Here is a 20,084-nt window from a genome sequence, read left to right on the forward strand (position 1 = left end):
TGATCAACAATACTATTAGTAATGTTTGGGACGATACCAGAGTGCCTTGCGCGCCAGTGGCGTTTCCTCCGGCAAGTCGGGATTGAGCAAGTCCAGCACGTGCCGCTGCGGCAGTTTCAGTGCGTCCGCGAGGCGGCCGAAATGGCGCTGGAACAAGTGGCCGAAGCTGCCATCGGCAAGCATTTTCTCCAGCCCCGTTTCCAGATGGCGCGCCAGCTCCGGCCGGTGCTTGCCGACAAAGAAGTACAGGGCCGCCGGGTAGCGGATGACGAGGTGGCTGTCGAGCGCCAGCGGCAGCTGCGCATGGCTGGCCAGTTCGCTTTGCGCCTCGATCACGGAACGGGGAAAGTAATCGATGCGGCCCGCCGCCAGTTGCTGGAACAGGCCTTCGTAGGTGCTGGAAGTATCGATGCGCAAGCCATTCGATTGCAGGATGGCGGCATCGGGCCAGTCGCTCATCTGCCCGGCCGACAGCCGCGCCAGGCCCGCCAGGCTGCGCACCTGGCGCAGCAGCTGCGGCTGGCGCGCCTGGATCAGGGCCACGCGCCAGCCGATGAGTCCCCGGTCGATGGGGATGCGCACCGGCAGCAGCTGCGTTTCGCGCGCGCGGCTGGTCATGGCCCAGACGATATCCACGCTGCCCGACGCCGTGGCGATCTCCTGCATGGCGCGCGTCTGCACCATGCGCAAGGTGGAGCGGCGCAGCGCGTAAGCGTGCCCCGAGCGTTCCAATGCCAGCTGCAGCAAGGCCGTGACATAGGCTTGCTGGGGATCGTCCAGCGCCTGGTGGCGCGGATAGACGAGCGCTTGCGGCTGCGGCACCGCGGCCGGGGCAGCCAGGACCCTGTCGAGCGGCCACAGGCAGGCAAGCATGAGCACGGGACGGCGCCGCATGGCCCCTCCTTTCCAGCGCTTTCATCGCGTTCTTATCAGAATGACAGTATCGCGCAGCGAGGATGGCTTGTCGACTGGAATGTGGAAACTGTGTACAAAACAACAGCAATAGACGGGAACACCGGGCAGGGAAGAATTAATCCAGATCAATAAAAGCGCAAATAGAAAATAAATCTTGCGTGCGGCGCTGGACGGCATGCGCGCCCCTCGCCTACGCTGTTTTTTTATTTGAAAAACAAGAGGAACACATGCAAACAGCACGCTTGAACATCATCGGCATGGACCACGAGGGCTGCGCCGACCGGCTGACGGGCGCACTCGAAGCGGTCGCCGGCGTGGCCACCGTGTGCGTCTCCCTGGCCCGCCACGGCGCCACGGTGCAATTCGACGAACGGCTGGCCACGCAGGAACGCCTGCTGGCGGCCGTCAACGACGCCGGCTTCATGGGCGAGACGACGGAGGAAGAACAGCTGGCCTCGTGCAGCGGCGCCTGCGGCCACTGCCGCCACTGAACCCCGCCTGCCGCGCTCCTGCCGCTCACCCTCCCCGCGCACCCCGGTCGCGCAAATGGGCCAGCACGCGGCGCGGCCCCAGCGCATGCAGGTCGAACGGCGGCAGTTCGATGGCGTCGAGCGTATTCTTGAACAGCAGGCCCAGCTCCGTATCGCCTTCCAGGCTCAGGCGGCGGCTGAAGAACAGCGTGTCCGGGTCTTCCTGGCGCCGCGCCAGCAGCATCAGGTCGTGCACGCTGGCGGCGATGCACAGCTCCGGCACGTCCACATAGCGCTCGGCCACGAATACCGTGCCCTGCCACTCGAAATCGAAGGCGATGCCCGCGTCCAGCAGGCGCAGGCGCAGGCAGCGCCCTTCCAGGCTGCGCCGCACGTCATCGGGCAATTGCGGCGCCAGCAAGCGGTTCAAGCCCTGCACGAACAGCCAGGAAGCGGGATACGGCGGCAGCTTGGACAGCAGTTCGGCCAGCGGTTCGGGCAGGCGGTACGACGGTCCCCCCTTGCACGGGCCGGGCGTGGCGGCAACGGGCGCCGGGACGGGAATGGGCAGTCTTTCCAGTTGCTCTTGCATGGTAGTTCCTTTCGAGGCGATCAATGGGCGGTGCGCTGTTCCATGCCGGGCTGGCCATGCCAGTAGCCGTCGCAGGCGCCGGCCGGCTGGCAGGCCGCCAGCTGGGCCTGGGCGCCGATGCCGCTGACCTGGCCGCGCCGGGCGCGGTCAAAGATGGCGATGACTTTTTCAGTGTTCATCGCCTGCGGGCTGATGCGCGCCACGCCCACGCCCATGTCGCGCATGGCGTCCAGTTCGCGCACGAGGTTGTAGACGAGCGCCGACTGCGTCTGCGTGCCGTTGAGCACGAGGAAGGGCACTTCGTCGCGCGTGCGCAGCAGCAGGCCGTCCGGCTCTTCCAGGCAGCTGTAGCCGCAATCGTCCTTCGGCAGGTTGCGGTTGCGCGCCGTGAAGCAGCGCGCGGAAAAGGCCAGCGGCATGCGGCCATAGGCGAAGACTTCCGTCTCCAGGCCGTCCGGCTTCTGGCGCTGCATTTCCGCCAGCGCCGCTTGCCCCATTTCCAGCGGCATCACCCAGCGCCGCGCACCGAGGCGCGCCAGCAATTGCAGGCTGGGACCATTGAACAGGTTCAAATGGGGACCGGCGACGAAGGCCCCCCCCTTTTCCATGCAGTGCACGGCGCCCATGTCGTTCGCCTCGACCATGTAGCGGCCATTGCCCGTGATGCGGCGCAGGGTCGCCAGTTCCGCGCCCGCCTCGATCAGCGCCTGCGTCGACAGCACCACCTCCTTGCCGGCGGCGGCCAGCATGTCGGCGATATCGAGCCAGTCGGCCAGGCGCAGCTCGTGCCGGCGCGAACACACGGTTTCGCCGAGATACACGATATCGACGGCCGTGGCGGCCATCTGCTGGTAAAACTCGAAGACGGTAGCGCGCGGCCAGTAGTACAGCAAGGGGCCCAAAGATAGTTTTAACATGTTCATCCTCTATTTCCAGGAGCGGTGATACGCGCCCAAGGTGTGCTGCTGCCCTTCGGCCAGCTTGTCCATGGCCGCCATCCAGCCCGGCTTGACGACGTAGCGCGCATTGCCTTCGCGGCAGGCGTCGATCGCTTCGCGCCACACGCGCGTCACCTGCGCCACGTAGGCGGGACTGCGCTGGCGTCCTTCGATCTTCACGGCGCGCACGCCCATGGCGATCAGCTGCGGCAGCAGCGCCAGGGTGTTCAGGCTGGCCGGCTCCTCGATGGCGTAATACTCTTCGTCGTTGACTTCGAAACGCCCCTTGCACAGGGTGGGATAGCTGGCGTTTTCGCCGGGCGCGTAGCGGTCGATCAGTACGCCGTTCAGGCGCGATTCCAGGCCGTTCGGCGTTTCCAGCCAGCGCACGGATTTCGCCGGCGAGCACACGCCGTGCGTATTTGGCGCCTCGCCCGTCGCATATGACGACAGCGCGCAGCGCCCCTCGACCATCACGCACAGGCTGCCGAAGCCGAAGACCTCGATCTCGACGTCCGTCTTGGAGATCAGTTGCTCGACCTGCGCCATCGACAGCACGCGCGGCAGCACGGCGCGAGCGATGCCGAAGTGCTCGCGATAGAAGTTGATGGCCTCGTAATTCGTCGCCGAGCCCTGCACGGACAGGTGCAGGCGCAGCTGCGGCTGGTGCTGGGCCGCGTAGGCCATCAGGCCCGGGTCGGCCACGATCATGGCGTCGATGCCGGCTTCGGCGGCGCGGTCGATGGCGCTGCGCCACACGGCCCAGTTGTGCGGCTGCGGATACGTGTTCAGCGCCAGCAGCACCTTGCGCCCATATTGATGGGCATAGCGCACGCCTTCGGCGATGGCCTTTTCGTCGAAATTGAGGCCGGCGAAATTGCGCGCATTGGTGGCGTCGCGAAAGCCCAGGTAGACGGTGTCGGCGCCATTGTCGACGGCCGCTTTCAAGGCAGGAAGGCTGCCGGCGGGGCAGACCAGTTCCAGCGGTCCGGCCCCGCAGGTGGCGGGGGTTGATTCAAGCATCATGGTGTTCTCAGTCCTGTATCGGCTCAGGGTGCAGACTATAGCCCCGCCCATGCCGCCCAGTCCTTGACGCAGGTGAAGGAATGCGCGCACGGCTGGCGCACCTTCAACTTGCTTGACCTGGCTGTAAAATGCCCCACCTTTCCCCCTGCTCCCCCGACCGCCATGCCCCGCAAACCGCTGCTCATCTTCCTGCTGACCCTGTTCCTCACCGTGCTGCAAATACAGTGGGCGTCGCCCGCCGACGGCTACGATGCCGAGTCCCTCTCCATCCTGTCGCCCGAGGTGCTGGGCGCCTGGCCCGGCGTGCTGCTGCTGTTCCTGCAAGCTGTCCTTGCGCGCCGCCAGGTGTCCGCGCTGCGCCAGGCCAGCCTGTGCACAGGCATGCTGGCCGTGTACTGGCTGCTGGCCAATTACGTCACTTTCGACGCGCGCGTGGCCAGCTGGAGCACCTACTCGGCGCTGGAAATCTGGATGCACGTGCTGCCCGCCTCCGTCGTCGGCATCGCCCTCTGCGGCGCTGCCTGGTTTGGCGCCGCCTGGCTGATCCTGCGCCAGGTGGGCGCGAAAAAAAGCCGCTGAGGCGCTTTTTTTCACCTGCATCAAGGATTCGGCAAGCCGCTGCGCGCGCCCTTTGACGCCACTACATTTAGTGACTAATCTCCATGAAAACACCGCATGTTGTGTTTATTGGAGGTTTCATGACGACAAACGCAGTTCCCACCCCGCGCGGCCAGGTCGATGTCGCCGCGTCCATCAATGAATACCTGGAACGGAGCGACTGGCGCGTCAATGCCAATGCCAACCAGGGCTATTCGCTGGGCGGCCTGATACTCAATGTGTCGGGCAAGGTCATCGCCAACTACTGGCTGGACCAGGTGTATCCGCCGGACGTGGGCGCGGCGCACCGCGAAGCGGCCCTGCACATCCACGATCTCGACATGCTGGCCGGCTACTGCGCCGGCTGGTCGCTGCGCACCCTGCTGCACGAAGGCTTGAACGGCGTGCCGGGCAAGATCGAGTCAAGCCCGCCCAAGCACATGTCGAGCGCCATCGGGCAGATCGTCAATTTCCTCGGCACCCTGCAAAACGAGTGGGCCGGCGCGCAGGCCTTCAGTTCCTTCGACACCTACATGGCGCCGTACATCCGCCAGGACAGCCTGCGCTACGAAGACGTGCGCCAATACATGCAGGAGCTGATCTTCAACCTCAACGTGCCGTCGCGCTGGGGCACGCAGACGCCGTTCACCAATCTCACCTTCGACTGGGTCTGCCCGGAGGACTTGCGCGAGCAGGTGCCCGTCATCGCCGGCCGGGAGATGGACTTCCGCTATGGCGAGCTGCAGGCGGAGATGGACATGATCAACCGCGCCTACATCGAGATCATGATGGCGGGCGACGCCAGGGGCCGCGTCTTCACCTTCCCCATCCCCACCTACAACATCACCGAGGACTTCGACTGGCATAGCGAGAATGCGGAACGCCTGTTCGAGATGACGGCCCGCTACGGCCTGCCCTACTTCCAGAATTTCATCAATTCGGAACTCAAGCCGAACATGATACGCTCCATGTGCTGCCGCCTGCAGCTGGACTTGCGCGAACTGCTGAAAAGGGGCAATGGCCTGTTCGGGTCCGCCGAGCAGACGGGTTCCCTGGGCGTGGTGACGATCAACTGTGCGCGCCTGGGCCACCGATGGCGCGGCGACGAAGCGGCGTTGATGACGGACCTCGACCGCCTGCTGGAACTGGGCAAGACCAGCCTGGAAATCAAGCGCCGCACCATCGAGGAACTGATGCAACAAGGCCTGTTCCCCTACACCAAGCGCTACCTGGGCACCCTGCGCAACCACTTTTCCACGCTGGGCGTGAACGGCATCAACGAGATGATCCGCAATTTCAGCGGCGACGCCCATGACATCACGAGTCCCGAGGGCCATGCGCTGGCGATCCGCCTGCTCGACCACGTGCGCGCCCGCATGCTGCAATTCCAGGAAGAGACGGGACATATGTACAACCTGGAAGCGACGCCGGCCGAAGGCACGACGTACCGCTTCGCGCGCGAAGACCGCAAGCGCTATCCCGCCATCCTGCAGGCAGGAACGCCCGACAACCCGTACTACACGAATTCCTCGCAACTGCCCGTGGGCCACACGGACGACCCGTTCGAGGCGCTGGAGTTGCAGGACGCGCTGCAGCGCAAGTACACGGGCGGCACCGTGCTGCACCTGTACATGACGGAAGCGCTGTCGGACGCGAACGCCTGCCGCGAACTGGTAAAACGCGCCCTGAGCCGCTTTTCTCTGCCCTACATCACCGTCACGCCCACCTTTTCCATCTGTCCGCGCCACGGCTACCTGGCAGGCAAGCATGAATTCTGTCCCACCTGCGACGCGGAACTGATCGCCCGCAAGCAGGCCCACCCTGCTCCATCACTTGAGGAAACGCCATGAATGCACGTCCCGACTTCACTCCCGCCACCACCCTGCCCGACAGCGAACGCCAGCGCTGCGAAATCTGGACCCGCGTGATGGGCTACCATCGCCCCATCGCCTCGTTCAACATCGGCAAGCAGGGCGAATTCCACGAGCGCCAGTATTTTACGCAAGCGAGCGCCAAGGTCGGCCTGCCCGCTTGCCATGGCGGCTGAACTGAAAGTGGGCGGCCTGACGCCCTTTTCCGCCAGCGACTATCCAGGCAGGCTGGCGGCCGTCGTCTTCGTGCAGGGCTGCCCCTGGCGTTGCGGCTATTGCCACAATCCCCATCTGCAGCCGCGCACACGGGACGGCGCCATGCCGTGGCAGGACGTCCTGACCTGGCTGCGCCGCAGGGTGGGCCTGGTCGACGCCGTCGTCTTCAGCGGCGGCGAAGCCTGCATGGACCCGGGCCTGGCGCAAGCCATGCTGGACGCCCGGGCGCTGGGTTTCGGCATCGGCCTGCACACGGCCTGCATCTACCCCCAGCGCCTGCAGGAAGTGCTGCCCCTGGTCGATTGGGTCGGCTTCGACATCAAGGCGCCGTTCGCCGACTATCGTCTTGTGACCCGCGTGGCCGGCAGCGGCGAGCCGGCGCGCGCCTGCCTGGACGCCATCCTGGCCAGCGGCGTGGCCCATGAATGCCGCACCACCGCGCACCCGGATCTGCTGCCGGACGAACAGCTGCTGGCCCTGGCCGCCACCCTGGCCGCCAGCGGCGTCCAGCACTATGTGCTGCAGCAGTTCCGGCCCGACGGCTGCCAGGATGCGGCGCTGGCCGGCCGTCCCCTGCACGGCTATCCGGCGGCGCGCACCCTGGCGCAAATCGGCGCCATGTTTCCCCGTTTTACATTCCGTAATCATGGCATTTGAAGCGGCAGACACATAATTTCCGAAAGCCCCGCAAAATTACCCGTTCTGCAACGCTGAAATGGCTTGCGTGCTGTAATGTATCAACTGTGCCGCGCACCACGCGCAGCCCGTTCGATTCCTCACACCGCATTACAGATAAGCGTCATCCATGAACGATTTCACCGCAGTCAGCCCAGACACCCCTTCCACCCACGCCGACATCCTGTACGGCCCGCCGCGACCGGATCTGCTGCGCGAGGAAGTGCTGGCCGACCTGCTCGAGGCGACGGCGCGCCGCTACCCCCAGCAAATCGCCCTGATCGACGGCGCGCGCCGCATCACGTATGCCGAACTCGATGCGCAGGCCAGCCTGGCGGCGGCGCGCCTGGTGGCGGCCGGCGTCAAGCCCGGCGACATCGTGGGACTGTGGCTGCCGCGCGGCGCCCCCCTGCTGCTGATGCAGGCGGCGATTGCCAAGGCGGGCGCCGCCTGGCTGCCCGTCGATGAAGACACGCCCGTCGAGCGCCTGCAGGTGTGCCTGGACGATGCCAATGGCGCGGGCGTCGTCAGCTGCGCCCACTTCGCGCCGCGCCTGCGTGATGCCGGCGTGGGCCGCCCCGTATGGACGGCGGAGAGCCTGCTGGCACCCGCTACGCCGGGCGAACACCTGCCCGCGCGCGCCACCGTGCTGCCCGAACACCCCGCCTACGTGATCTATACGTCCGGCTCGACGGGCAAGCCGAAAGGCATATTGATCAATCAGCGCAGCATCTGCCACTTCCTGCGCAGCGAAAACGCCGTGCTGGAAGTGACGCAGGCCGATACTGTCTACCAGGGCTTTTCCGTCGCCTTCGACATGTCGTTCGAGGAAATCTGGATTGCCTACCTGGTGGGCGCCACCCTGTGGCTGGGGCCAAAGGAAATCTCGGGCGACCCGGAAGCGCTGCCACGGGCGCTGGCCGCCAACCACGTCACGGTGCTGCACGCCGTGCCGACCCTGCTGGCCCTGTTCGCGGAAGACGTGCCTAGCCTGCGCCTGATCAACCTGGGCGGCGAGATGTGCCCGGAATCGCTCGTCGAACGGTGGTCGCGCCCGGGACGCGCCATGTTCAACACCTACGGCCCCACGGAGGCCACCGTCTCGTGCAGCCTGGCGCGATTGCGGCCCGGCGAGCCCGTCACCATCGGCACGCCGCTGCCCAACTACGGCCTGCTGGTGCTGCAGGTGGCCGAAACGGGGGAAAACCGTCCCTTGACCCTGCTGCCACGCGGCGAAACGGGCGAACTGTGCATCATCGGTCCCGGCCTGGCCGAGGGCTACCTGGGCCGGCCCGACCTGACGGTGGAAAAATTCCTGCCCAATCCCTGGACCACCAACGAAGATGACGCCCGCCTGTACCGCACTGGCGACCTGGCCCGCATCGATGCGGACGGCCAGGTGCTGTGCCTGGGCCGCGCCGACGACCAGGTGAAGATACGCGGCTTCCGCGTGGAGCTGGGCGAGATCGAAGCCGTGCTGGCGCAGCAGGCAGGCGTGGGCACGGTGGCCGTCCTGCTGCGCAAGGATGACGGCATCGACCAGCTGGTGGCCTACATCGTCGGCAGCGACGATGCGCCCGAGGACGCGCTGGCGGCAAAAACCCTGCGCGCCGCCCTGAACCTGCACCTGCCGCCCTACATGGTGCCTGGCCGCTTCGAGCTGCTGCCGCTGATGCCGCGCCTGACATCCGGCAAGATCGACCGCAAGGCACTGAAGGCCATGCCCCTGTCCGCGCCGCCGGCCGGCGAGGCGGGCGAATCGGACGTGCCGGAAACGCCTGCCGAAGCGGCCCTGTTCGCGGCACTGGCCAAGCTGTTCCCGGGCCAGGCGATCTTGCGCCGGCTCGACTTCTTCAGCGACCTCGGTGGCCACTCCTTCCTCGCCGCGCGCCTGGCGTCCACCCTGCGCGCCGATCCCGCCTACGCCCACATGACGGTACGCGACATCTATCACAACCGCGAGATCGGCAAGATCGCGGCCGTGCTGGGCGAAGCGCCCGCCCTGGCCACGCCGGAAGCGGAATGGACGCCGCCGTCGACCTGGAAGCGCTGGATCTGCGGCGCGGCGCAGGCGGCCGCCGTGCCGGGCCTCGTCACCCTGCGCATGGCGCAGTGGATGGCGCCGTTTTTCACCTATCACTTCTTCACGGGCGACGCGGGCGACACGGTGCCGCGCGCCATCGCCGCCTCGATCGGCGTGTTTTTACTCGCGACGCTGGCCGAATTTGTCATTGCGATTGCCGGCAAGTGGCTGATCGCCGGGCGCCTGAAGCCCGGCAGCTACCCGCTCTGGGGCGTCACGTATTACCGCTGGTGGCTGGCCGACCGCCTCGTCGAATCGGCGCCCGCTTATCTGCTCAGCGGCTCCTCGCTGAACAGCTGGTGGCTGCGCGCCCTGGGCGCCAAGGTGGGCAAGGAAGTGGTCATCGGCTCGATGACCCTGCGCGCGCCCGATTTGCTGTCCATCGGTGACAACGTCAGCGTGGGCAATGCCGTCAACTTTGAAAACGCGCGGGTCGAGCGGGGCCGCCTGTTGCTGGGCCAGATCAGCATCGGCGACGACTGCTGCATCAGTTCCTATGCGATTTTGGAGGGCAATACCAGCATGGGCGCGTTTGGCCACCTGGAGGGGCAATCGGCGCTGGCCGACGGCGCCACGGTGCCGGCCGGGCGCGTGTACACCGGTTCGCCCGCGCGCGACATCGGTCCCTACGACCGTGCCAGCCAGCCGCCCCGCCCCGCCGTCTCGCGCCTGCGCCTGACGGGGGAAACGCTGTTCTTCTGCTTCGGCATGGTCCTGATCGCCGTGCTGTTCTTCATGCCCGTCTTCCCCAGCTTCGTGCTGATCGACTGGTTCGACGAGCGTGAAATGATGCCGTGGCTGCAGGGCCGCGACGTGACGACCCAGCTGGCCCGCTACTTCCTGCTGGCCTTCCCCGCCAGCGCCGTGCTGATCGTGCTCACGGCCCTGCTGTCGGCCGCCATCCGCTGGGGCGCGCTGCCGCGGCTCAAACCCGGCATATCTCCCGTGCACAGCAATATCTATTGCGCCAAATGGCTCGTCAGCCATATCCAGGAATCGAGCCTGAACGTCCTGCACGGCATCTACGCCACCGTGTACGCGCCGTACTGGTACCGCCTGCTGGGCGCCAAGGTGGGCAAGGGCGCCGAGATTTCCACGGCGCTGGGCGTCGTGCCCGACATGCTGACCCTGGGCGACGACACCTTCATCGCCGACGCCGTCATGCTGGGCGACGAGCAGATCGACGGCGGCTGGATGACCATGCGCCCCACCGTCGTCTCGCACCGCAGCTTCGTCGGCAACGGCAGCTATATCCCGGACGGCACCGTGCTGCCCGAGCACGTGCTGATCGGCGTGCACACGCACGCGCCGCGCAATGAACAGATGCATAGCGGCGACACCTGGCTCGGTTCCCCGCCCATGCACCTGCCCGCGCGCGAACAGGTCAGCGGCTTTGCCGAGCACCTGACCTTCAAGCCCTCCATGCTGCGCCGCCTGGGCCGCAGCCTGATCGAGGCCTTCCGCATCGTCGCGCCGCACGCGGTGGTGATCGCCGTCGGCTATACGCTGGTGCTGGACGTGATGCCCATCGCGGGCGCCGGACGCTGGGGCGAAGTGGTGGGCGACCTGGCCATAGCCGGCATCGCCTACGGCATCGGCAATTTCCTCGTGGTGGTGCTGTTCAAGTGGCTGCTGCTGGGACGCTACCGCAAGCATGCGGCGCCCATGTGGACGCCGTTCGTGTGGATTTCCGAAGGCGTCACCAACCTGTACGAGGGCATCGCCGTGCCCAACTTCATGCGCTACCTGCGCGGCACGCCGTGGCTGCCGCTGGCCTTCCGCCTGTTCGGCTGCAAGATCGGCCGCGGCGTCTACATGGACACGACGGACATCACGGAATTCGACTGCGTGCACATCGGCGACTACAGCGAATTGAACGCCCTGACCTGCCCGCAAACCCATTTGTTCGAGGACCGCGTGATGAAGATCGACCACGTGGACATCGGCCAGCGCGTCTACATGGGCCCGCGCAGTTCCGTGCTGTACAGCGCCAAGGTGGGCGACAATGCGCGCCTGGGTCCTTTGACCCTGGTGATGAAGGGCGAGCACATCCCCGCCGGCAGCAACTGGGCGGGCTGCCCGGCAGCGCCTTTGCGTAGCTGATTGCAGCTGATGGAGCATACGGTTCTGTTGTCGGGCGACGGCGTGCTGGTCATCAGCGTCGCCGCCGTGCTGCCGCGCACCGAGGCGCGCCTGCGCCTGCGCGCCGCCGTGCGCGCAGCGGCGGCGCTGTCGCTGAATGTTGGTAGCGAGGCGATTTCCGTGGAGTCGACGCCCGGCACCCCTCCCCGCCTGCTGCTGGCTGGCCGCCCGGCCGGCCTGTCGTTCAGCCATGACGAGGGACTGTCGCTGGCCGCCATCCACCTGCATGGTGCCGTCGGCATCGACGTGATGCGGGTGCAGGACATTGCCGACTGGTTCATTCTGGCACGCGATTACCTGGGGCCGCAGGTGGCGCAGGAGCTGGCCGCCTGCCCTGCCAACCAGCGCCCGCGGCGCCTGGCACAGGCGTGGACGGCGCGCGAGGCGGCGCTCAAGTGGGCGGGCAAGCAGTTGGCGGAGTGGGACGGCTCGGCGCCGGCGTGCCGCCTGCAGGTGTTGTCCCTGCCAGCGCCCTACGTGGCAACGCTGGCATATTAATCCTCCTTGCCCTCGGCAGCGCCGCCGATCTGGACGAAAATCAGTTTTGCGATAATACTGACGAACAGCCCCAACACCCCGATCAATTCCAGCATGGTCTTTCCTTTGCAGTGACAGCAGACCAGCCCACTGTAGCGCGAACACCGGGGCCAGGCTAATATCAAATCCGGCAGTCACCGATCTCGAAAAGGCATACGATTGATTTCTCTCAAACAGTTCAAGTACTTCGTCGAGATCGTCGATGCGGGCAGCTACTCGCGCGCGGCGGAAAAATTATATATTGCGCAGTCGGCCCTGAGCCGGCAGATCAAGGAGCTGGAAGGCGAAGTGCAGGCGCTGCTGCTGACGCGTGACGCGCGCCATATCGAGCTCACGCCGGCCGGCCAGGTGTTCTATGAGCGGGCCAGGCGCATCCTGGAAGACATCGAGGAAACCGTGCGCCAGACGCGCCACGTGGGACAAGGAGCGCAAGGCATCATCCGCCTGCTGCATTCGAGTTCCGTCACCCTCACGCCCGCCATCGGCGCCGTGCTGAACCGGCTGCTGGCGCAGTTTCCCGGCGTCTCGCTCGACATATCAAAAGGCTCATCGGAAAACCAGGCCGCCGACATCGAGGAAGGCCGCGCCGACCTGGGCCTCGTGCGCCTGCCTACCTTGCGCAAGCACGCCAACATCGTCGTGCGCGAACTGTTTGCGGAAAAGCTGGTGGTGGCCGTGTCGTCGGCCTCGCCGCTGGCATCGCTGGACAGCACGACGATTGCAGCCCTGCGCGACGAAGCCTTCGTCTCGATCCCGCACAAGGACCGGGGAGGCCTGAGCTACCTGGTGGCGGGCCTGTGCCTGGCGCAGGGCTTCTTCCCGAAGGCGGCGCGCGCCCTGTCGCGCAAGACGTCGCAGTTGAACCTGATCGAGGCGAACATGGGCATCGCCATCGTCCCGGACAGCATGCGCCTGGTGGCGCCGCCCGGCGTGCGCTTCATCCCCCTGCCCGACGAGGAATCGCATTCCATCGTCGGCCTGATCTCGCCGCGCGCGGCCAGCGGCATGGTGGCCGCATTTACGGAAGCGTTCGTGCGCGAGATGGCTGCACTGCCGGCCGCTTAGCCTTCCGCATACAGCGCCGCATCGGCGTCGCGCACGGCCGCCATCAGCAAGGCCAGCTTCATGACGTCGAGCTTGCCGTCCGTGCGCACGCGCGAGCACAGGTCGATGCCGTAAGGCCGCACCTGGCGCAGCGCCTCCATCACATTATTGGCATCGAGGCCGCCGGCCAAAAAGACGGGACGGGGGCTGGCGCGCACGAAGCGCGCACTGATGCTCCAGTCGTGCGTGCGGCCCGTGCCGCCCAGTTCAGGCACGGCCGCGCCGGGGCGGCCCGAATCGAGCAAAAAAGCGTGGACATGGGGCGCATAGGCGGGAATCAGCGCCAAGGCCTCCGGTCCTTCCACGTGGATCGCCTGCACGCGCCGCACGTGCGGCAGCAGGCGCGCCAGCTCAGCGACTTCGCCGGGATCAACATGGCCGACAATCTGCACGGTGGACGGCTGCGTGGCGCGCACGTGTGCGGCGATGGCTTGCGCCGTCGTCTCGGACGTCAGCAGGAACGTGGCCACGGGCGGCGGCGTCCAGGCGGCGATCTGCGCGATGCGCGCGTCAGGAATCGGACCGGGACCGGACGGCATGGCCGCCACCAGGCCCAGCGCGTCGGCGCCGGCGGCAATGGCCAGCTGCGCCTCGTCGATGGAGGCGATGCAGCAGATCTTGATGCGGGTTCTCATGGCCTGGCGTGCTCCGTTGGGATGATCAACATTACAACACAGGGTGGCGCGCACGCCAAGGCACGCCGTCAAGGCCGCGCGCGATTGTGTGCCAGAATGGGGCCTTGTCCACTTCCCGAGGAACCCATGGCCGACTACAAGAACCCCAGCTACGTGGCCCGCTCCATGCATCCGCGTTTCGATGAACTGACGTCGCCGGGCGAGGCCGTGCCGTATTCGGGCATCTACCGCTGCGACGGCTGCGCGCATGAAATCGTCTCCACGGAAGGCCACGTCATGCCGCCGCAAAACCACCATCAGCACAGCAGCGAGCAGGGGCCGATCCGCTGGCGCCTGATCGTCAGCCCGCGCTGATGCGGCATCGTGCTGCGGCGCAGATTGACAGGCGCCAGGTACCGGCCGATACTTGATTTTTCAGCCGTCGCCACTGGAACGTCCGCATGCGCATCGTCGATTTTGAAGTCCGCAAGGAGTGCCCGCCGCAACTGTGCGACTGCAAGCGCGAGCAGCTGCTCGGCGATCCGCAGGCGGATATCGCCATCCTGCGCCTGAACCTGACGGAAGAAAAGCGTTTGCTCGCGCATATCGAGCAGATCGCCAGCTACGCGCAGCTGAAGAAACTGCAAGAGCGATTGAAGGGCAACCTGGGCGTGGAGCTGCAGATCGCCCCCGGCAGCGGCGAAGTACGCACCGTGCGCGGCTTCCAGATCCGCCTGCTGGAGCGGCCCGGCCTGTGCCGCAAGACCCGCGCCGCCATCCCCGCCGCCGTGCGCCGCTGCCTGGCCGCGCATCCCGAAATCGCCTTTGCGATCCTGAATGAAAACGATTTGCTGGGCGGGATTTGACCCGAAATCCGCATCCGGAGTCGGACCCTGAGGGGCCGACTCCGGTAGTTGACGTTGGGGTGCCGTTACGCCGCGCGGATGGCAATGACCTTGCCTTTGGCTTCCCGCGCCCGCAGCTGACCGCAGCCGCCCTCCACGTCCTGCCCGGCCGAATCGCGCAGCTTGGTCAGCACGCCCCGCGCGTGCAGGGCGGCGGCGATGGCGCGCGCCTTTTCCCAGCTGGGACGCCGGAACGGCAAGTCGGCGATGGTGTTATACGGGATCATGTTCAGCACGGCGTACTTGCCCTTCAATAGCGCCACGATGCCGTCCATCTCGTCCGCGCCATCGTTGACGTCCTCCATCAGGGTCCACTGGTACTGCACCGGGTAGCCGGTCAAGCGCGCATACGACTCGCCGAAGTCCACCAGTTCCTGCGGCGTGAGCCGGGGGGCGCGCGGCAGCAGCTGTGCGCGCAGCTCGGGCTTGGTCGTGTGCAGGGACAGCGCCAGCGCCGGCTTGACCCGCCCTTGCGGCAGTCGCTCGAAGGCGCGCGGGTCGCCCACGGTGGAAAACACGAGGTTCTTGTGGCCGAGATTGCCCTCGGTACCCAGCAGCTCGATGGCTTCCATCACATTGGCCAGGTTGTGCGCGGGTTCGCCCATGCCCATGAAGACGACTTTTTTCACGGGCCGCAGGGTGCGCGCCAGCACCACCTGCGCCACGATCTCGCCGCTGGTGACTTGCCGGATCAAGCCGTCGCGGCCCGTCATGCAGAACTGGCAGCCGACGGCACACCCCACCTGGCTGGACACGCACAGGCCGTCGCGCGGCAGCAGCACGCTTTCCACCGTCTGGCCATCGTGCAGTCCCACCAGCAAACGCGCCGAACCGTCCGCACCGGGATGGGTGCTGAGCAGTTTCAGCATGCCCTGCAATTCGGCGTCCAGCGCGGGCAGCGCCTCGCGCACGGGCAGCGGCAGGAAATCCTCGGCGCGGCGCCGGCCCTGGTCGTGCGGCTGCGCCTGTATCCAGTCGCGCAGCACGCGCTGTTCGTGCAGGGGTTTGGCGCCCAGGGCGCGCAGGCGCTGGCGGAGATGGTCGATTTGCATGGCGTCTGAATGAAGAACGGCGCGCCGGCAACAATGCGAGGCGCGCCGCGGATGGCAATTTACGGCTTAGACTTTTTTCACGAACTCGGTTTTCAGGCTCATGGAGCCGAAACCGTCGATCTTGCAGTCGATATCGTGATCGCTGTCGACCAGGCGGATATTCTTGACCTTGGTGCCCATCTTGACGACACCGCCGCCGCCCTTCAATTTCAAGTCCTTGATGACGCTGACCGTGTCGCCATCCTGCAGGATGTTGCCGGCCGCATCGCGGTACACGCGGGCGCCCTCTTCCACCGCCTCGCCAGCCGTGGCCGACCATTCATGCGCGCATTCAGGGCAGATCAGCTGGCTGCCGTCTTCGTACGTGAATTCGGACTTGCATTGGGGGCATGGTGGTAATGTGCTCATACTTCTCTCTGTCTGGTGAACAGCGCTGTGCTGTAAAAGCCGACATTATACCGCCTACGCCCCGTATCAGCGGGCTTTTTTCCCCATCATTATCAAGTCCTGCGCACAATCTCGATGGTGCTGTGGACGATCTCCTCATGGTTGCCGATGCGCGCGCGCAGCAGGGCGGGCGTCAGGCTGGCGTCGCGGCTGACCACAGACAGCGCGCACGAGTACAACTGCTTGCCGACCCGCCAGACGTGCAGGTCGACGACACGCGGCGTGTCGCCGGCGCTTTCCACTTCCACGGCTTCACGGATTTCCGCCACCACGGGGTGGTCCATCTCGCGGTCCAGCAAGACCTTGCCCGTGTCGAGCATCAGCTTTTTCGCCCACAGGGCCACCAGCACGGCGCCGACGATGCCCATCACGGGATCGAGCCAGCGCCAGCCATAAGCCCACGCGCCCGCCAGCGCAAGGAGGGCCAGCACGGACGTGGCGGCATCAGCCAGCACGTGCACATACGCGGCCTTCATGTTCAGGTCTTCGCCATGGCCATGGTGGTCGTGATGATCGTGACCGTGGTGGTCGTGTCCATGCTCATGGCCGTGGTCATGGTGGCCGCCCAGGATCAGCGCGCACACGAGGTTCACCAGCAGGCCGAAGCCGGCCACCGCCATCGCCTGCGGATAGTGGATCGCCTGCGGCGAAAACAGGCGCTCGACGGAGGCCCCGACCATCAGCACGGCCACGCCCAGCAGCAGGATGGCGCTGGTGTAGCCGGCCAGCACCTCGATCTTCCACGTGCCGAAAGCGAAGCGCGGGTCGCGCGCATAGCGGCGCGCGGCGGCATAGGCAAAGGCGGCCAGGCCGATGGCCAGCGCGTGCGAACTCATATGCCAGCCATCGGCCAGCAGGGCCATGGAGTTGTACCACCAGCCGGCAGCGATCTCCAGCACCATGGTGGCCAGTGTGATCCACATGACGAGGCGCGCGCGGCTCTCGGCCCGGCCATTGCTGCTGCCAAAAACGTGCTCGTGCTGCCAGGCGGAGAGGTCTTCGCCGAGGGATTGCGTTTGCATGGTGTTCTCCTTATTTGAGATAGGTGCGCAGGATGCCGGCGATCTCGTCGGCGCCCCTGGCCCGCTCTTCATTGGCGATGTCGGGGCTGGCCACGTGTTCGCGCAAGTGCTCTTCGATGACTTCCGCCATCAGCCCGTTGACGGCGCCGCGCACGGCGGCGATCAGCTGCAGCACCTCGCCGCAGTCGCGCCCTTCCTCCAGCCCCCGCTCCAGGCCTTCCACCTGCCCCTTGATGCGCTTGATCCGATTCAGCAGCTTGGTCTTGTTGTGCGCCGTGTGTCCCATGTCCCGCTCCGATAAATACTATAGGGGGGTATACTATCAGAAAGCGCGCAGCCTGCGGCAGGACGCAAAAAAAAGCCGCGCATCCTCGCGGATGGGCGGCCGGGCAAGCAGGCATGGGCGCTATGGCGCGGGCGGCGCGATCTTCTGCAGCTTGCTGGCCAGCGAGGCATCGGACAGCTCGCCCAGATGCGTGTCGACCAGGCGCCCTTGCGCGTCATAGAACAGGGTGGTGGGCAGGGCCGAGGAACCGGCCGCCTTGCCCAGCGCGGCCTCGCCGTCGAGCACCACGTTGCGCAGGGCCAGGCCGGACGGCGCGAGGAAGGCATCGATGGCGACCGCATCCTCGCGCTGGTTCGCATATACGACAACGACATCCGCGCGCGCCTGCTGCGCGGCGGCCAGCACGGGCATCTCGCGCCGGCATGGCGGGCACCAGCCGGCCCACAGGTTGACTACCATGGGCTTGCCGCTGGCCAGCGCCGCCAGGCTGGTGGACGTGCCGTCCAGCGTCTGCAGGGCCACGGCCGGCAAGGCCGTCGGCCTGTCGTACGCCAGGCCCAGGCCCGCACTCAGCACGCCCCAAGCCAGCGCGCCTGCCGCCGCGCTGGCCGCCAGCGGACGGCGCATGGCCGCCGTGGCGGGACGCCGGCAGCGCCAGGCGGCGATGGCCAGCGCGCCGGCGATGCCGGCCGGCGCCATGAAGCCGCCGTCGCGGATATTGAGGATGGACCAGGGAGTCGACAGATACTGCTCATGCCAGCGCAGGACGAAGGCCAGCCGCGCCGCCAGCAGCCCGGCGATCAGCATGTCGGAAACGAGGGGGCCGGCGTCGGGCAACTGGCGGTAGCGCCGCAGCCACCACGCCACGCCGTAGGCGGTGCACAGGGCAAGGAACAGCAGGACCAGGCCCGCAGGCAAGGCCAGGGGACCGATTTGCACGGACAGCATGGGCGCTTTCATGGACGTCGAATGAACGGCCATTGTGCCCGATGCGAATTAAAGGGGCGTTAAAACGGACGCTAAAACGCGGCCAGCGCTTCCTTGCGCACGAAATGCATGGCTTGCGGCTGGTCCACCAGCACGCACTGCTTGCCCGTGCGCTTGCAGTGGTCGTGCACGCGCCAGTAGGCGTCGTGGCTGACGCAGCCCGTCTGGCAGATCACCAGGTCGGCGGCCACCAGGCTCGCTTCCAGGGCTGCCACGTCGTCGGCGCCGTCATCGCCGCCCGCATGGTGCAGGAAGCGCCCGCCGGCCTGCTCGATGGCTTGCTGCGCCACCTTGGCCCCTTGCGCATCGTCGCTGACGGCCCGGTCGACATACTGCCCCACGTACAGCACGGCTTTCTCGCGCACGCCGGCCAGCAGGTCGGGCTGCAATGCAGGCACGGGCGCGACGGATGGCGATGGCACCCACTGCAAACGCAGCAATTCACGCATCAGGTCCTGCACCCGCTCGCTGAGCCATTCGACCTTGCGCGCCAGCCTCGCCCGCGTGGGCAAGCCAGGCGCCGCGGCGGCCAGCTCCGCCAGCTCTTCGCGCGCCAGCGCCAGCTTCGTGTCGCGGATGAGCACCTGCGCCCGCGCGCGCATCAGCTGCGCTTCGAGCTGCGCGATGCGGTCAAGCTGTGCCACCTGCTCGGCCTGCATCGTGCTGCAGCGCGCCTGCGCGCGGCCGTATTCGCGCAGCAGCACACGGTGCTCGTGCGCGATGTTGTCGTCGATGTCGTACGAATTGCCCATTCTGCCTCCTCCACTGCGCGCGGCGCACAGGCGCCCGTCCCGCATCACCCCGTTGCATTGCATTATAAATGAGAATCATTATTATTTATTGATGCGCGTGCGCGGTGTAGGGGTATAGGCGGTGCGACGCTCGCGTCAGGCAGCGGGCGGGCAGGAATGCATGCGCTGCCAGACGTCATCCTGCACCTTGCGCACCAGCGCCATGCCGTCGGGGCCCTGGTAGCCCGGCAACCTGTTCGGCCACGCCATGCCGACAAACAACTGGCGTCGCGGGTCGATCAGCAGCGACTGCCCCACGTAAGCACCCGTGATCGCGCTCTTGTTGACGATCAGCAGGCGCGCGCCGTCTGCAAGCACCCGCGCTTCCAGCGCGACGCCGCTGCGGGCGGCCACGTCACGCAAGCCCCGCTCGCGCCACTGCGCCTGCTCCTGGAACTGCACCGCCGGCGGACGCTCCAGCTTGACCACGGCCACCACGGGACCGTCGATACCTGCCTGCAAGGAAAAGCCCATGCGTTCCTGCAAGGCAAGCGTGTAAGTCTCGTCCTTCACCTTGAGCTGGTAACTGCCAGGACCGTCATAGATCTGCAGATCGGCCAGGTGATACGCGGGCTGCACGCACTGGCCATACTCATACGCGAGCACGTCCAGGAACGGTGGCGCGGTGGCGGCGGACGTCGCCATCGCGGGGGCAAGGGTGGCGCACAGGGCCAGAGCTGCCGCGGCGTGTTTGTTTGTGGTCATGGGGCTTGCGTTTGAGATGGGGGTTGCGAAGACTGCACTGTATCGCAGGGGGGGGGGGCGGCGCACGGTTGGTTTGCTGCATTTGCTGCGTGGGCGCTGGCTGCTACAG

General features: G+C 66.5%; 22 protein-coding genes. 10 read left to right on the forward strand and 12 right to left on the reverse strand.

The features are described 5' to 3' along the window. Positions 1–15: 15 nt before the first annotated feature. Positions 16–894 (reverse strand): substrate-binding periplasmic protein, encoded by an 879-nt coding sequence (locus tag AC07VL_RS12285; protein WP_494806092.1) that lies wholly within the window; start codon positions 892–894, stop codon positions 16–18. Positions 895–1,142: 248 nt separating this feature from the next. On the opposite strand from AC07VL_RS12285, the gene AC07VL_RS12290 reads away from it, so the two are divergent. Continuing rightward, on the forward strand, positions 1,143–1,406 hold the full coding sequence (locus AC07VL_RS12290; protein ID WP_494806093.1) for a heavy-metal-associated domain-containing protein: 264 nt from the start codon (positions 1,143–1,145) through the stop codon (positions 1,404–1,406). Between the two features lie 25 nt (positions 1,407–1,431). Here the strand turns inward: AC07VL_RS12290 and ubiT are convergent, their stop codons facing one another. Genes ubiT through ubiU form a run of 3 tightly spaced genes read right to left on the reverse strand, consistent with a single transcriptional unit; the run spans position 1,432 to position 3,941 of the window. Then, positions 1,432–1,977, reverse strand: coding sequence for a ubiquinone anaerobic biosynthesis accessory factor UbiT (ubiT, locus tag AC07VL_RS12295; RefSeq protein WP_494806094.1), 546 nt, complete (start codon positions 1,975–1,977; stop codon positions 1,432–1,434). Between the two features lie 20 nt (positions 1,978–1,997). Next, positions 1,998–2,894 (reverse strand): ubiquinone anaerobic biosynthesis protein UbiV, encoded by an 897-nt coding sequence (ubiV, locus tag AC07VL_RS12300; RefSeq protein WP_494806095.1) that lies wholly within the window; start codon positions 2,892–2,894, stop codon positions 1,998–2,000. A gap of 9 nt (positions 2,895–2,903) precedes the next feature. After that, on the reverse strand, positions 2,904–3,941 hold the full coding sequence (gene ubiU / locus AC07VL_RS12305; protein ID WP_494806096.1) for a ubiquinone anaerobic biosynthesis protein UbiU: 1,038 nt from the start codon (positions 3,939–3,941) through the stop codon (positions 2,904–2,906). 162 nt (positions 3,942–4,103) lie between these two features. Between ubiU and AC07VL_RS12310 the strand changes: the two genes are divergently transcribed. The 7 genes from AC07VL_RS12310 to AC07VL_RS12340 all read left to right on the forward strand — a co-directional run bounded on the left by AC07VL_RS12310 (position 4,104) and on the right by AC07VL_RS12340 (position 13,127). Further along, positions 4,104–4,520, forward strand: coding sequence for a hypothetical protein (locus tag AC07VL_RS12310; protein ID WP_494806097.1), 417 nt, complete (start codon positions 4,104–4,106; stop codon positions 4,518–4,520). A gap of 119 nt (positions 4,521–4,639) precedes the next feature. Then, entirely contained in the window at positions 4,640–6,388 is a 1,749-nt protein-coding gene (locus AC07VL_RS12315; protein ID WP_494806098.1) for a ribonucleoside triphosphate reductase, read from the forward strand. Further along, on the forward strand, positions 6,385–6,585 hold the full coding sequence (nrdD, locus tag AC07VL_RS12320; RefSeq protein ID WP_494806099.1) for an anaerobic ribonucleoside-triphosphate reductase: 201 nt from the start codon (positions 6,385–6,387) through the stop codon (positions 6,583–6,585). The genes AC07VL_RS12315 and nrdD overlap by 4 nt, the downstream gene beginning before the upstream one ends. Beyond that, positions 6,575–7,282, forward strand: a complete 708-nt coding sequence (locus AC07VL_RS12325) for an anaerobic ribonucleoside-triphosphate reductase activating protein (protein WP_494806100.1) — start codon at positions 6,575–6,577, stop codon at positions 7,280–7,282. Before nrdD ends, AC07VL_RS12325 begins: the two co-directional genes overlap by 11 nt. Positions 7,283–7,430: 148 nt before the next feature. Further along, complete coding sequence (locus tag AC07VL_RS12330) at positions 7,431–11,486, forward strand: Pls/PosA family non-ribosomal peptide synthetase (protein WP_494806101.1); 4,056 nt, start codon at positions 7,431–7,433, stop codon at positions 11,484–11,486. Between the two features lie 9 nt (positions 11,487–11,495). After that, entirely contained in the window at positions 11,496–12,023 is a 528-nt protein-coding gene (locus tag AC07VL_RS12335; RefSeq protein WP_494806102.1) for a 4'-phosphopantetheinyl transferase family protein, read from the forward strand. A 198-nt stretch (positions 12,024–12,221) separates the two neighbouring features. Next, positions 12,222–13,127: a LysR family transcriptional regulator gene (locus tag AC07VL_RS12340; protein WP_494806103.1), complete on the forward strand. Its 906-nt coding sequence runs from the start codon at positions 12,222–12,224 to the stop codon at positions 13,125–13,127. On the opposite strand, the gene AC07VL_RS12345 is transcribed toward AC07VL_RS12340, so the two are convergent. Beyond that, a complete protein-coding gene (locus AC07VL_RS12345; protein ID WP_494806104.1) occupies positions 13,124–13,801 on the reverse strand; it encodes a phosphoribosylanthranilate isomerase in 678 nt (225 codons plus the stop codon). The genes AC07VL_RS12340 and AC07VL_RS12345 overlap by 4 nt on opposite strands. Before the next feature lie 126 nt (positions 13,802–13,927). On the opposite strand from AC07VL_RS12345, the gene AC07VL_RS12350 reads away from it, so the two are divergent. Beyond that, positions 13,928–14,155, forward strand: a complete 228-nt coding sequence (locus tag AC07VL_RS12350) for a hypothetical protein (RefSeq protein WP_077402374.1) — start codon at positions 13,928–13,930, stop codon at positions 14,153–14,155. Positions 14,156–14,241: 86 nt separating this feature from the next. Continuing rightward, positions 14,242–14,646, forward strand: a complete 405-nt coding sequence (locus AC07VL_RS12355; protein ID WP_494806105.1) for a hypothetical protein — start codon at positions 14,242–14,244, stop codon at positions 14,644–14,646. 65 nt (positions 14,647–14,711) lie between these two features. On the opposite strand, the gene AC07VL_RS12360 is transcribed toward AC07VL_RS12355, so the two are convergent. The 7 genes from AC07VL_RS12360 to AC07VL_RS12390 form a co-directional block, all read right to left on the reverse strand. Beyond that, a complete protein-coding gene (locus AC07VL_RS12360) occupies positions 14,712–15,737 on the reverse strand; it encodes an RNA methyltransferase (RefSeq protein ID WP_494806106.1) in 1,026 nt (341 codons plus the stop codon). A gap of 66 nt (positions 15,738–15,803) precedes the next feature. Next, positions 15,804–16,145, reverse strand: a complete 342-nt coding sequence (locus AC07VL_RS12365; RefSeq protein WP_290601448.1) for a zinc ribbon domain-containing protein YjdM — start codon at positions 16,143–16,145, stop codon at positions 15,804–15,806. A gap of 92 nt (positions 16,146–16,237) precedes the next feature. Then, entirely contained in the window at positions 16,238–17,206 is a 969-nt protein-coding gene (gene dmeF, locus AC07VL_RS12370) for a CDF family Co(II)/Ni(II) efflux transporter DmeF (RefSeq protein WP_494806107.1), read from the reverse strand. 10 nt (positions 17,207–17,216) lie between these two features. Further along, positions 17,217–17,492: a metal/formaldehyde-sensitive transcriptional repressor gene (locus AC07VL_RS12375; RefSeq protein ID WP_290601450.1), complete on the reverse strand. Its 276-nt coding sequence runs from the start codon at positions 17,490–17,492 to the stop codon at positions 17,217–17,219. Between the two features lie 120 nt (positions 17,493–17,612). Next, positions 17,613–18,440, reverse strand: a complete 828-nt coding sequence (locus AC07VL_RS12380; RefSeq protein ID WP_494806108.1) for a TlpA family protein disulfide reductase — start codon at positions 18,438–18,440, stop codon at positions 17,613–17,615. Positions 18,441–18,511: 71 nt separating this feature from the next. Beyond that, positions 18,512–19,231, reverse strand: a complete 720-nt coding sequence (locus tag AC07VL_RS12385) for a DUF2325 domain-containing protein (RefSeq protein WP_494806109.1) — start codon at positions 19,229–19,231, stop codon at positions 18,512–18,514. A gap of 135 nt (positions 19,232–19,366) precedes the next feature. Continuing rightward, on the reverse strand, positions 19,367–19,975 hold the full coding sequence (locus tag AC07VL_RS12390; protein ID WP_494806110.1) for a hypothetical protein: 609 nt from the start codon (positions 19,973–19,975) through the stop codon (positions 19,367–19,369). Positions 19,976–20,084 lie beyond the last annotated feature (109 nt).

The organism is Janthinobacterium sp. GW821-FHT03C08 (assembly GCF_059420905.1).

Excerpts from the sequence above, each read along its gene's own strand:
- AC07VL_RS12350 (WP_077402374.1), top strand. The coding sequence starts at position 13,928 with ATGGCCGACTACAAGAACCCCAGCTACGTGGCCCGCTCCATGCATCCG.
- AC07VL_RS12355 (WP_494806105.1), top strand. The coding sequence starts at position 14,242 with ATGCGCATCGTCGATTTTGAAGTCCGCAAGGAGTGCCCGCCGCAACTG.
- AC07VL_RS12285 (WP_494806092.1), bottom strand. The coding sequence starts at position 894 with ATGCGGCGCCGTCCCGTGCTCATGCTTGCCTGCCTGTGGCCGCTCGAC.
- AC07VL_RS12335 (WP_494806102.1), top strand. The coding sequence starts at position 11,496 with ATGGAGCATACGGTTCTGTTGTCGGGCGACGGCGTGCTGGTCATCAGC.
- AC07VL_RS12380 (WP_494806108.1), bottom strand. The coding sequence starts at position 18,440 with ATGCTGTCCGTGCAAATCGGTCCCCTGGCCTTGCCTGCGGGCCTGGTC.
- AC07VL_RS12375 (WP_290601450.1), bottom strand. The coding sequence starts at position 17,492 with ATGGGACACACGGCGCACAACAAGACCAAGCTGCTGAATCGGATCAAG.
- AC07VL_RS12290 (WP_494806093.1), top strand. The coding sequence starts at position 1,143 with ATGCAAACAGCACGCTTGAACATCATCGGCATGGACCACGAGGGCTGC.
- AC07VL_RS12325 (WP_494806100.1), top strand. The coding sequence starts at position 6,575 with ATGGCGGCTGAACTGAAAGTGGGCGGCCTGACGCCCTTTTCCGCCAGC.
- AC07VL_RS12360 (WP_494806106.1), bottom strand. The coding sequence starts at position 15,737 with ATGCAAATCGACCATCTCCGCCAGCGCCTGCGCGCCCTGGGCGCCAAA.
- AC07VL_RS12315 (WP_494806098.1), top strand. The coding sequence starts at position 4,640 with ATGACGACAAACGCAGTTCCCACCCCGCGCGGCCAGGTCGATGTCGCC.
- AC07VL_RS12390 (WP_494806110.1), bottom strand. The coding sequence starts at position 19,975 with ATGACCACAAACAAACACGCCGCGGCAGCTCTGGCCCTGTGCGCCACC.
- dmeF (WP_494806107.1), bottom strand. The coding sequence starts at position 17,206 with ATGCAAACGCAATCCCTCGGCGAAGACCTCTCCGCCTGGCAGCACGAG.
- AC07VL_RS12330 (WP_494806101.1), top strand. The coding sequence starts at position 7,431 with ATGAACGATTTCACCGCAGTCAGCCCAGACACCCCTTCCACCCACGCC.
- nrdD (WP_494806099.1), top strand. The coding sequence starts at position 6,385 with ATGAATGCACGTCCCGACTTCACTCCCGCCACCACCCTGCCCGACAGC.
- AC07VL_RS12365 (WP_290601448.1), bottom strand. The coding sequence starts at position 16,145 with ATGAGCACATTACCACCATGCCCCCAATGCAAGTCCGAATTCACGTAC.
- AC07VL_RS12345 (WP_494806104.1), bottom strand. The coding sequence starts at position 13,801 with ATGAGAACCCGCATCAAGATCTGCTGCATCGCCTCCATCGACGAGGCG.
- AC07VL_RS12385 (WP_494806109.1), bottom strand. The coding sequence starts at position 19,231 with ATGGGCAATTCGTACGACATCGACGACAACATCGCGCACGAGCACCGT.
- ubiU (WP_494806096.1), bottom strand. The coding sequence starts at position 3,941 with ATGATGCTTGAATCAACCCCCGCCACCTGCGGGGCCGGACCGCTGGAA.
- ubiV (WP_494806095.1), bottom strand. The coding sequence starts at position 2,894 with ATGTTAAAACTATCTTTGGGCCCCTTGCTGTACTACTGGCCGCGCGCT.
- AC07VL_RS12310 (WP_494806097.1), top strand. The coding sequence starts at position 4,104 with ATGCCCCGCAAACCGCTGCTCATCTTCCTGCTGACCCTGTTCCTCACC.
- ubiT (WP_494806094.1), bottom strand. The coding sequence starts at position 1,977 with ATGCAAGAGCAACTGGAAAGACTGCCCATTCCCGTCCCGGCGCCCGTT.